At 41.2% G+C, this 12015-nt stretch carries 12 protein-coding genes; 4 read left to right on the forward strand and 8 right to left on the reverse strand.

What is annotated here, in order from left to right; all coding sequences use genetic code 11:
• Window positions 1–24: 24 nt before the first annotated feature.
• The 3 genes from hisB (at window position 25) to AC1XUE_RS09305 (ending at window position 4232) form a co-directional block, all read left to right on the forward strand.
• On the forward strand, window positions 25–1149 hold the full coding sequence (gene hisB, locus AC1XUE_RS09295; protein ID WP_483355657.1) for a bifunctional histidinol-phosphatase/imidazoleglycerol-phosphate dehydratase HisB: 1125 nt from the start codon (window positions 25–27) through the stop codon (window positions 1147–1149).
• A gap of 803 nt (window positions 1150–1952) precedes the next feature.
• Window positions 1953–2603: a carbonic anhydrase gene (locus AC1XUE_RS09300; RefSeq protein ID WP_483355658.1), complete on the forward strand. Its 651-nt coding sequence runs from the start codon at window positions 1953–1955 to the stop codon at window positions 2601–2603.
• A 51-nt stretch (window positions 2604–2654) separates the two neighbouring features.
• Window positions 2655–4232, forward strand: a complete 1578-nt coding sequence (locus AC1XUE_RS09305) for a SulP family inorganic anion transporter (RefSeq protein WP_483355659.1) — start codon at window positions 2655–2657, stop codon at window positions 4230–4232.
• Between the two features lie 133 nt (window positions 4233–4365).
• Here the strand turns inward: AC1XUE_RS09305 and AC1XUE_RS09310 are convergent, their stop codons facing one another.
• The 8 genes from AC1XUE_RS09310 to AC1XUE_RS09345 form a co-directional block, all read right to left on the reverse strand.
• The gene (locus tag AC1XUE_RS09310) at window positions 4366–4818 is read right to left on the reverse strand and encodes a hypothetical protein (protein ID WP_483355660.1); all 453 of its coding nucleotides are present in this window, start codon (window positions 4816–4818) and stop codon (window positions 4366–4368) included.
• Window positions 4819–4837: 19 nt separating this feature from the next.
• Window positions 4838–5275 carry a hypothetical protein gene (locus AC1XUE_RS09315; protein ID WP_483355661.1) on the reverse strand — a complete coding sequence of 146 codons (438 nt, stop codon included), beginning with the start codon at window positions 5273–5275 and terminating at the stop codon, window positions 4838–4840.
• A gap of 55 nt (window positions 5276–5330) precedes the next feature.
• Window positions 5331–5873, reverse strand: coding sequence for an RNA polymerase sigma factor (locus AC1XUE_RS09320; RefSeq protein ID WP_483355662.1), 543 nt, complete (start codon window positions 5871–5873; stop codon window positions 5331–5333).
• A gap of 211 nt (window positions 5874–6084) precedes the next feature.
• Window positions 6085–7038, reverse strand: a complete 954-nt coding sequence (locus AC1XUE_RS09325) for a transketolase family protein (RefSeq protein ID WP_115831240.1) — start codon at window positions 7036–7038, stop codon at window positions 6085–6087.
• Window positions 7039–7082: 44 nt separating this feature from the next.
• Window positions 7083–7967 (reverse strand): transketolase, encoded by an 885-nt coding sequence (locus AC1XUE_RS09330; RefSeq protein ID WP_483356016.1) that lies wholly within the window; start codon window positions 7965–7967, stop codon window positions 7083–7085.
• 54 nt (window positions 7968–8021) lie between these two features.
• Window positions 8022–8480, reverse strand: a complete 459-nt coding sequence (gene bcp, locus AC1XUE_RS09335) for a thioredoxin-dependent thiol peroxidase (RefSeq protein WP_483355663.1) — start codon at window positions 8478–8480, stop codon at window positions 8022–8024.
• Window positions 8481–8484: 4 nt separating this feature from the next.
• Entirely contained in the window at window positions 8485–10419 is a 1935-nt protein-coding gene (locus AC1XUE_RS09340; protein ID WP_483355664.1) for a M23 family metallopeptidase, read from the reverse strand.
• Between the two features lie 55 nt (window positions 10420–10474).
• Window positions 10475–11086, reverse strand: coding sequence for a fumarylacetoacetate hydrolase family protein (locus AC1XUE_RS09345; protein WP_483355665.1), 612 nt, complete (start codon window positions 11084–11086; stop codon window positions 10475–10477).
• A gap of 218 nt (window positions 11087–11304) precedes the next feature.
• Between AC1XUE_RS09345 and AC1XUE_RS09350 the strand changes: the two genes are divergently transcribed.
• Window positions 11305–11940 (forward strand): C40 family peptidase, encoded by a 636-nt coding sequence (locus tag AC1XUE_RS09350; protein ID WP_483355666.1) that lies wholly within the window; start codon window positions 11305–11307, stop codon window positions 11938–11940.
• The last annotated feature ends 75 nt before the right edge of the window (window positions 11941–12015 follow it).

Here is a 12015-nt window from a genome sequence, read left to right on the forward strand (position 1 = left end):
GAGTTTCAAATTCCATCTTATTCAATGAAAAAAGTACTATTTATTGACCGTGACGGCACCATTATCGTCGAACCTCCTATCGATTTCCAGGTAGATTCTCTGGAAAAACTTGAATTCCTGCCTAAGGCGATTTCCAACCTGCGCCGTATCGCAGAAGAAACCGATTTTGAGTTTGCTATGGTGACTAATCAGGATGGTTTGGGAACAGATTCGTTTCCTGAACATACATTTTGGCCTGCACAGAATAAAATGGTACAGACTCTTGCCGGTGAAAATATTCATTTTGCCCATACACATATAGATAAAAGTTTTCCGGAAGAGAATCTCCCTACCAGAAAACCAGGCATCGGAATGCTGGGTTCTTACTTTTCGGAAGAATACGATCTGGCCAACAGCTACGTAATTGGCGATAGACTGACAGATGTACAACTAGCCGTTAATCTCGGAGCAAAAGCCATTTTAATAGCAGAGGCCATCCCTTCGGACGGCGTAACACCTGAAATGAATAGTGTCATCACATTTGTCTCAACAGATTGGGATGCCATTTACGAACATTTGAAATTACCTTCACGAACTGCTTTTGTAGAACGCAATACAAAGGAAACGAAGATTAAAATTGAGCTGAATCTGGATGGAAGCGGACGTTCTGATATTCATACCGGCTTGGGTTTCTACGATCATATGCTGGATCAGCTGGCTCGCCATTCAGGGGCAGATTTGACTATTCATGTTGATGGGGACCTTCATATTGACGAGCACCACACCATTGAAGACACTGCACTGGCGCTGGGTGACGCATATCGCCAGGCACTGGGAGATAAACGCGGAATCAGTAGATATGGCTTCTTGCTTCCGATGGACGAAGCCTTGGCACAAGTCGCAATTGACTTTTCAGGAAGACCGTGGCTGGTTTGGGATGCGGACTTTAAACGTGAGAAAATTGGAGAAATGCCAACTGAAATGTTCTATCATTTCTTTAAATCATTTTCAGATACCTCATTATGTAATCTGAATATTAAATCAGAAGGACAAAATGAACATCACAAAATAGAATCAATATTCAAGGGATTTGCCAAAGCCATCAAAATGGCTGTGCGCAGAGATCTGAAGGCACTTGATTTTATGCCATCAACAAAAGGAGTGCTATAAATTTCGTCCCAGCCTTCCAGTCTTGGATTTTTTTCCTATTTTTGCTTATCATATTTTTTGAAGAAAACCGATAGTTCTATGAGTTCGACAGGAATGACAATCGTCATGATCGCTTTTTACATTGTCTTGCTTGGATCAGCTTTCGTCGTTGGACGCTGGCTCGAAAACCATGAAAAAGGTTGGAGACCGTAATAAGATCTTAGATAATCAGAAGGGGATGTAATTTACATTCCCTTTTTTTGTGCCCAAAGAGTTGTAAAAAACCGATATCGTTGCCGCTATATAAATTCTTATCTCATTTTAATAATTATTAATATAACATTAGAATAACCGAAACGTTTTTACCTTTGTATATAATTGATCAACCTGATTAATACTTTGAAAAGCCTTTGCCTCATATTGCTCACCGTCTTTTTCTTCTGCAAGTCAGCAGATGTGGCGAGTTTTCTGTTGGCTAAAAATAAGGTTTCTTCCATATGCAAAACTGAAAATTGCGAAAGTGAAAAGAGTGAGGTTGAGAAAGGTGTTGATGACCAACAGCTTATACATAATTCACTAGCTTTTACTTATACTTCCAGCACAGTAACATTAAAAACTGTGTTTTCCTACTCCGTACAATTCGAGAATGAGATTTTTAAAAATCTCTTTTCTCCGCCTCCCGAACAGGCCTGATTTCATTCCCCATATTTAGAATTTCCAGATACATGCTTCTCATGGTTCATTTCCGCTTAGATATGAACTTTTCAGAACTTGCATATATCTGATATTATTTATTCTATTTCAAATAATAATCTATACTTACAATGATCAGGTCATATAAAAAGCTATTCGATAATAACATAAACTGGGTTCTGGACAGAAACAACAATGATCCTGAATTCTTTGAAACACTTGCACAGGGACAAAGTCCTGAATTTCTTTGGATAGGCTGTTCCGACAGCCGTGTACCTGCAAATGAAGTAACCGGTACAGCATCAGGAGATATTTTCGTAACCCGTAATATAGCCAACATGGTAGTTCATACCGATATGAGCATGCTGAGCGTACTCGACTATTCCATCAACGTACTAGGCGTAAAGCATGTGATGGTTGTAGGACACTACGGATGCGGCGGAGTCAAGGCGGCTATGGGAACGAAGCAGGTAGGCCTGATTGACAACTGGCTTCGCAATATCAAAGATGTATACCGGCTGCATGAGAAAGAATTGGATGCAATCGATAACGATCACGAAAGATTCAACAGGCTTGTAGAACTGAATGTACGTGAACAAGTTCTTAATCTTACCAAAACATCCATCGTTCAAAACGCCTGGGCAAATGGCCAGGAGCTACTCGTACATGGTCTGGTTTATGATGTTCATACGGGTCTTCTCAAAGACTTGGATATATCAATAGGCGACATCAGCAAGGTTAAATCCGTTTACAAATTCGATGTTGAATATAGCTTACAATAGCCAATTTGAACACTCCTGTCCTCATATCGTTTCATTTATCATATCGACACAATGTCAGCTAGTAAGAATAATTTGTTTGCAAATCTCAAATACGACTTTCCCTCAGGTCTGGTAGTATATCTGGTGGCACTTCCACTATGCCTGGGTGTAGCGCTTGCTTCAACAGGGAGATCTGATCTGCTCTTTTCCGGCATTATCGCAGGAATTGTAGGAGGAATAGTTGTAGGTTTTGCAAGTGGTTCGGCTCTGGGCGTTTCAGGACCTGCTGCCGGATTAGTGGTGATTGTACTCAATGCACTGGATACGCTGGGAAGTTTTGAAGCATTCCTTCTTGCCGTGGTAATTGCCGGCGCACTTCAGATCGTGGCAGGTTTACTTAAAGCAGGAATTATTGGCTATTATTTTCCTTCTGCGGTCATCAAAGGAATGCTGGCTGCGATTGGTATCACACTTGTTCTGAAAGAGATTCCTCACGCATTCGGGTATGACGCCGATTTTATGGGCGATGAAGCTTTTATACAAAGTGATGGCCAAAATACTTTCTCGGAATTGTTCAATATGATTCAGTATTGCAGCGTGGGTGCAATTATTATCTCTGGGGTATCATTAGGACTGCTGATTCTCTTCGATAAACCTTTTATGAAGAAAATTCAGCTTTTCAAATTTCTTCCGGGTGCCTTATTTGTAGTAATCATCGGAACAATGTTGAATCTGCTTTTTAGTACAATTGCGCCAGAGTGGGTGCTTACAGGTGAACATTTGGTACAGCTTCCGGTTGCCACCAATGCCGGTGAGTTTTTCAGCTTTTTTAAATCACCAGACTTTTCAGCATTTCAGCGTGTAGATGTTTACACCATAGCCGTCACCATTGCTATTGTGGCAAGTCTGGAATCTTTGCTTTCTGTTGAAGCCACCGACAAGCTGGATCCTTACAAAAGGGATACGCCAACCAACCGAGAACTTATTGCTCAGGGAATTGGAAATATGACATCCGGATTACTGGGAGGATTGCCCGTTACACAGGTGATTGTGCGTAGTTCGGCCAACATTGAGTCCGGAGCAAGATCAAAAATGGCATCTGTCATACATGGTTCTATCCTATTGCTCTCAGCCATTTTTATACCCAAATATCTTAATTATATCCCTCTGTCATGTCTGGCAGCAGTACTGTTGATGGTAGGTTACAAACTGTCGAAATTATCTCTGTACCTGGGTATGTACAAGCTGGGTAAAGATCAGTTTATACCATTTTTTGTAACAGTGGTTGCCATTTTAAGTACAGATCTTTTGAAGGGTATCGCAATTGGGATGGTAGTAGCTATTTATTTTATATTGAGAAAAAATTATAAGCATTCCTACCATTATAAGAAAGAAGAGCATCAAAATGGCGAGGTGATTACGCTGCAACTTTCGGAAGAGGTAACTTTCCTCAATAAAGGAAGCATCGGGCTGACACTGGATCATCTACCCGATAACTCTACCGTTATTATCGACGGGAGCAAATCTATTCATATTGATTACGATGTACTGGAAATCATTCAGGATTTCAAAGAGCACAGAGCTCCTCAACGCAATATCACAGTAGAGACAAAAGGAATCAAAGGTGTCGCCGCCGTTGGTGGTCATTGAGATAAAAGTTCAACTAAAACAGGCCGGGAACGATAACCCTGGCCTGTTTTGCATAAAAAATCCCGCATAGAAATGAAATTTCAAATGCGGGATCAGATCAAGGGTAATAAGTCGATATGGCTGGTTAAATATTCTATTGCTTCAGTCTTTGAAGCAACATATCGTTAAATGTCTTTTCTGCTTTGTACAGCTCAATGACCTGGCTTGCTGTAATCACTTTTAAGAAACGGTTCTGATATTCCTTCTCCAAATCGAGCTCCTTTTGTTTTAGTTCCTGAACTTCTTTCAGATTGTTGAGAACCTGTTCGTCAGCCTTACCTTCCGCTTTCTTTTCATTGATAATCCTTCTTTGAGAACGATGAATTTCACGGCGTTTCTGACTGTACTCATTATATATAGGCCAGAATCCGGCAGACTGGTCTGATGTGAGATTCAGTCTATTGGTTATGATGGCTACCTTTGCGTCCTGAATTTTTTTCATTTCTTCCTCAGAGCGACGCTGAGCCGAGGCAGTAGACAGAGATAGAATAAGTAAAATGACAGGTAGTATTCCGTATCTGAATTGCTTCAATATTCTTGATTTCATATTTTTTTCACTGTTAGGGTCAAATTGTTTCACCGACTGAAGATTCGATAATTTGCTGACGGATAAATTCGCTATCCATACCATCCAGATAATGCAAAATGGTAGTATCATTATCAAATGCATGCTGCACTACCTTATGCTCACTTAAATCGTAGTAACTGATATCCTCTTCTTCCAGATAACTGATGATAGAAGCTTCGCTAATATCAGCCAATGGTGCCTGCCCCAGCGCTCCTTGTCTCTCAGGTACTGTCACCCACACCAATAGAAAAACAAGAGACATGGCTGAAACCAAAGCGACTGAACGTTGCCATGACCAGCCTACCAACGGCTTTCGTAATGGCTCGGAGGTGATCCTTGATTGTATAATCTGAGGCAACTCATCAAAATAACCATCCGGCACTGAGAAAGGCGTTTCCTTTTTCAGATCATCCAACCGTATGCGTTTGTTGTCCATGACTTTTTAAATTTCTTTATTAACAGTTTGTTTGACTTATTATCGCGACAATGGTTTAATCGGTACCATTTAAAAAATCTTCAATTTTTTTTGTTGCCCAGTGATAGGATGCTTTAAGCGCACCTACAGAAGTACCTGTAATCTCTGAAATTTCTTCGTAGGGCAAATCTTCGTAATATTTTAAATTGAATACGAGTCGCTGTTTTTCAGGCAGTTTCAACAAAGCTTTCTGTAATTTCAGCTGTATGGCATCTCCGCTTAATTCGGGATCTGCCTCCAGTTTTTCATTCAATTCATTCTCAACATCATGTATAGGAATGAAAAATCGTTTCCGTTTTTTATTGAGAAAGTTAATCGCCTCATTACTGGCAATCCGGTAGAGCCAGGTGTACAGCTTGGCATCTCCCCTGAAATTCTCAAGTGCCGTCCATGCTTTGATAAACACATCCTGCGTGATGTCATTCGCATCATCATGATCCACCACCATTTTACGCACCAGCCAATATACCTTCTGCTGGTACTTACGTACCATCTGATTGAAAGCATTTCGGCGCGTTTCAGGGTTTTGAAAAAGAGCTAATAATTCTTCGTCGGACATTTATAATAAATAAACCTGTCTGTTGATTGCAGGTTAGAAAAGTAGACATTATTTCAATCCTAAACGCTTTCCCATTTCCGGATACTTCAATAATACGTTGTTTTACTAACAGGGACAAATATAACAGAGTCTTGCAAAAAGCAAAAGTTGATTGCTTCCTGCAAGACTCTGAAATTATCAGCAATTACTTCAGGCAATTGCTGTTCTATAATTATTTACGGCTTATCGCACGCTTTGCTGCTGCAACGATATCTTTCGCAGTCAGACCATATTTTTCCATCAACTGAGCAGGAGTACCGCTTTCTCCGAAGCTGTCATCAACAGCTACATATTCCTGTGGAACCAGTTTGTTTTTAATCAAAACCTGTGCAACGCTGTCGCCCAACCCGCCCAGACGGTTATGCTCTTCAGCAGTCACTGCACAACCTGTTTTCTCAACAGATTTAAGGATTGCTTCCTCATCCAGCGGCTTGATGGTGTGGATATTGATAATTTCAGCATTGATGCCTTCTGCTTCAAGAAGTTCACCAGCCTGAATTGCTTCCCATACCATGTGGCCTGTAGCGAAGATACTCACATCAGTTCCTTCGTTTACCATCCATGCTTTACCGATCTCGAACTTCTGGTCAGCATCTGTAAACACAGGAATCACAGGACGACCGAAACGCAGGTAAACAGGACCTTCGTAGTCAGCAATTGCAATGGTAGCTGCTTTTGTCTGGTTGTAGTCACATGGGTTGATGACAGTCATACCAGGAAGCATTTTCATCATTCCTAAATCTTCAAGGATCTGGTGTGTAGCACCATCTTCTCCCAAAGTAAGACCTGCGTGAGAAGCACAAATCTTTACGTTTTTATTGGAGTAAGCTACGCTCTGACGGATCTGATCATATACACGACCCGTTGCAAAGTTGGCAAAAGTAGTAGCAAAAGGAATTTTACCACCAATTGTCAATCCAGCAGAAACACCAATCATATTGGCTTCTGAAATACCGCATTGTACAAATCTATCTGGATTTTCCTTGATGAAAGGCTCTAGTTTCAAAGAACCAACAAGGTCCGCACAAAGTGCTACTACATTAGGGTTTTGCTGTCCGAGAACATGCATACCAGCTCCAAATCCGGAACGGGTGTCTTTCTTTTCAGTGAAAGTGTATTTTTTCATTATGAATTAATATCTAGATCGGTTAACCAAAAAGGATGTCTTTTTTAATAATCTCCCAAAGTTTCTTCCAACTGTGCCAGCGCTACAGCAAGTTGATCATCATTAGGAGCAGTTCCATGCCATTTGTGCGTGCCCATCATATAGTCCACACCAAAGCCCATTCCTGTATGCAAAAGAATCATAATTGGTCTTCCGTGTCCAAGTCTGCTTTTTGCTTCGTAAAGACCTTTTACCACAGCAGTCATGTCGTTGCCTTCTTCAATAGAAATCACTTCCCATCCAAACGCTTCGTACTTTTTACCAAGGTCGAGGTTATTCATCACTTTCACTGTAGGACCATCAATTTGCTGTCCGTTGAGGTCAATGATAGCAATCAGGTTATCTACCTGGTGGTGCGGCGCAAATGTTGCTGCTTCCCATACCTGTCCTTCCTGCTGCTCTCCATCACCCATCAATACAAATACTGAACGATCGTCTTTATTCAGTTTTTTGGCAAGTGCTGATCCTATTGCAGCTGACATACCCTGTCCAAGTGATCCTGAAGCAATACGAATACCTTCAAGATGCTCATGTGTAGTAGGGTGACCTTGCAAACGCGAATCAAGCTTTCTGAAAGTAGCAAGCTCCGATTTTTCGAAATATCCTCTGTGTGCCAGCACACTATACCAAACCGGAGAAATGTGCCCGTTAGATAAGAAGAACAAATCTTCTCCTTCGCCATTCATGTCGAAAACAGGTTTGTCGTTTTCCAACTTAAGCTTCATTTGCTCAAAATACAAAGCCACAAGAATCTCGGTACAGCCCAAAGATCCTCCAGGGTGGCCTGACTGACAGCCATGAACCATGCGGACAATATCCCTGCGAACCTGGGATGCTACTTTTTCTAATTGTTCAATTTCCATTTCTATTGTTTTTCTTACGGATTGGATCCTTTTTAGAGATTGTAAATTTGGTATTAATCAAGCTTAGAGTATGACTATTAATTATTCAGTTTTACCAAGAATTTGATCAGTGTGGTTTTTGGTATCCACTTTCCCGATAATTTCCTCTATCACACCGGTTTCATTAATGACGAAAGTAGTTCGTGCTACCCCCATAAACGTGCGACCATACATACTTTTCTCCACCCAAACGCCGTACGATTCAACTATCGCGTGATCAGTATCAGCCAGTAACGGGAAAGGGAGGTCAAATTTTTTGATAAATTTCTGATGCGACTTTTCATCGTCTACACTTACTCCCAGTACAATGTAACCTTTATGAAGCAGTACCTCGTAGTTATCTCTCAGATTACACGCCTGTGCCGTACAGCCCGGTGTGTTGTCTTTGGGATAAAAATATAATATCACTTTTTTACCCGTAAAGTCTGAAAGCTTTATTTCTCCTCCGTTTTGATCTTTTGCTGCGAACTCAGGTGCCGCATCCCCTACCCGAAGTGTCATACGTTTACTTTTTTCGTTTCACCGGTTTGGCAGCCGGCTCTTTAAGTTCGGTTTGCAAGATAGTACTATTTCCTGCGCCGTCAGTAACTTCAAGGGTTAGTTCACCTTCAAATGGTAAACTGTTATCCAGTTTTTCTGACCATATATACCCCTTTTTGCTGTCGAAATTGAGCAATATCCACTCGTCTCCCACTTTAGCCCGGTAATGCGCAATTCCTGAGAAAGAATCCCAGATATATCCGCGTATCCTGGTTTTACTTTGTTCCAGCAATTTTATCCCCGGTGGAATAGTATCTGTTCGGATCACAAAAGTACCCAGTTCCTTGGTTTGAAAACGAATCTGATCGCCATCCCATTCACCACCAACAAACCGGTAATCACCGTCGAGATAACGATACACTTTCGCCCTATCCTTATTTTCAGGAAGTTTGTCCGGAACAAAAGAAACAGATACGAAATCTCTGAGCGCCGTTCCTCTGGTATTGAGCGTCAGGTAATTCATGTTCCGCTGGGCTGTCACATATAATGTATCAAAAAGGCTGGTCGGCTGAAATTCTACAGTCCAGTCTTTACCTGTATAAAGATACGAAACCCCGGGAAATACTTTGGTGTACAGATAGGTTCTTGCTATTGCGTTTCCTATCCTGACCGAATCAGGCATATAGGCACGTAGATCTGTTAAAAATACAGCGGACTCCTTATCATAAAAATCTGGCTCTTTTTTTATTTCTTTACCCTCTGCGTAAAAAGTAGCCAGTGGTAAACTACTACGGTAATTTTTGGCTTTGACCATCAGTGTATTTTCCTGTATTTCGGTCTGTATCCACTCAGGATTTACCTCCGTTTCAAACACAGGCAATTCTTTATTCCCTTCACCTTTAATCGTAAAAACTAATTCCGAAAAGTTTTCATAAGAGTCGGAGATGCGGATTTTAACTTCATGAGCCAGCGTATCAGTAATATTTAATTTTCCTTTTAACAAATCTGTTTTATACAGGTTAAAGGTATTTCCATCCGGAACATAACATCTCAGATAACGCTGACCTGTTTCCTGTTCTGTTTCGTAGTCGATCAGATTGTTATAATCTCGGGTTGAGGCATTCGGAAATATCTCCATATTATAAGAAAACACTTCCTGATCATCCATTCTGATCTCTACACACTGCAAACCATACCGGAAACCGGTACCGGTCATCTGGTCATGCGCGACAAGGTCAATGCCTATAATACCCGTAGCAGTAACCGGATATGCCAAGCGGTATGAACCATCCTTTTGCTTTACCGGAGTATATACCCTTCTGTCAAACTGGCCATTGACTCTGCCGTTGATATCCAGAGGCCTTATTGCCAGATTTACAAACTTTGGTGGTGTTACATCCTTTATTTCTTTAAAACCAAAATACAGCGGATTTAAATAATTGTCCTTTGAATCGCGGATTTCAAAATGAAGGTGCGGTCCTGCCGATCCACCCGTATTGCCTGATAAAGCAATTATCTCTCCCTTTTGGAAAGAAAACTGATTAGGCTCGGGAAATAAATCTATTTCAAAACTCTGCTTTTTATATTGTTCAGCGCGAACCCAATCGGCCAGTTTGGTGCTAAACTTCAGCAAATGGCCGTATACCGTGGTTTGACCATTAGGATGACGTAAAAAAATTACGTTTCCATAACCACTTCGCTGAACGGCTACCTTATATACATATCCCTGTGCTGCGGCATGAACCGGAAGTCCTTCTCTCTGCTGCGTACGGATATCGAGCCCGGCGTGAAAATGATTAGTACGTAAATCTCCTAAACCTCCGGCGAGCGTATTGGGCGAACCGGGTGTGATAGGAAACTGATAATATCCTTTGGGATAAGACTCCTTTTGAGCGAACGATGGAGCAATAAGACTGGCGATACCGAAACAGATAAAAGCGTATCGAAACAGTGCTGACATTTTTTTTAACATGTAAAGAAGTGTATGGATGATGAGTGCAAACTTTAGATTTCAATTATCTAACGAACAACTCCAGCATCTTCTTTCCTTCAATGGACGCAGTAAGTTTATCGCCAATCTGCACCGACGAAACTCCTTTGGGCGTTCCGGTAAAAATCAGGTCACCTTTTTTCAGCATAAAATATTTTGAAACAAACGATATCAGGTAGTTGATCCTGTAAAGCATCATCGAAGAATTGCCATTCTGACGCGTTTCGTCGTTTACATCCAAACTGAAATTCAGGTTCTGTATATCTTCAAAATCTGAAACAGGGACAAAATCAGATACAGGAGCAGATCCGTTAAATGCCTTTGCCAATTCCCAGGGAAGACCTTTACTTTTTAATTCCGACTGTACGTCCCGGGCTGTAAAATCAATACCAATACCGATTTCATCATAGTACTTATGCGCAAAGCGCTCTTCGATATTTTTACCAACTTTATTGATCTTTACAACCAGCTCAACTTCATGGTGAACATCTTTTGAGAAATCAGGATAAAAAAAAGGCTCTCCCAGTCGGACCTGTGCTGTCTCAGGCTTTAAAAATATAACCGGCGCATCAGGACGTTCGTTGTTCAGCTCTGCAATATGATCGGCGTAATTACGCCCTACACAAATAATTTTCATTCAGAATCGGCACTTATGTTGAAGTAATGAACCGTTGATTTACAGTCCAACACCAAAATTACTTACAAACCATACAGAGACATAATATTTATCCTGATTTTTCCGGGTATGAGAGGCTGCATATCATTGTATTATATCTTTTAGCTTTTCATTTTTACAATTTTTGGAAGAAGTAACGTTATTTGTAAAAGAAAACTTTGCCGGCAAAACTCTTGCGCATGACCAAGCACCTTACATTTTACCTTTCCATATTACTCTCATTCACGCTCATTTTAACTTCCTGCGACACACTCAGGAAAAGTCCTTCCAACGCATCTGCAGCTCGGTCAGGGAGCTATTCGTCACGGAATAATTCCCGAAATACAGCTAGTAGGGCACCTGCAAGAAAACCTGCAGCTACAACGAGAACTACACGTCCGGCAGCCAAACCTGCTTATACACGCCCGTCAGGTTCTTACAATACGGAAATTCCAAAAGTAGTTGAAGTGGCCAGAACCTACTGGGGAACACCATATCGTTCGGGAGGAAATGATAAAAATGGCATCGATTGCTCAGGGCTGATCTGCTCTGTTTATTCAGAAATTGGTGTGAAAGTACCCCGCATTTCCTGGCAACAGTCAGAGTTCGGATCGGAGGTAGCCGGCATTACTGAACTCAAACCAGGCGACTGGGTTTTCTTCGTACCGGAAGCCGGCAAGGAAGGATATGTATCGCATGCGGGCATTGTAACGGATGTTCGAAATCATGAGGAAATTATGTTTATCCATGCCTCAACTTCAAAAGGTGTACGCGAAGACAATCTTTTTTCGAATTACTTTAAGGGAAGATTTGTAAAGGCCATGCGTCCTTTCTAAATTCAGGATCATTTTGCGAAAGCAGGTGTTTATCAAGCGATATCTCATTGGAAAGATGGCTATTTACTTAGAGCT

Source organism: Dyadobacter sp. HNCC25DJ187 (assembly GCF_056895255.1).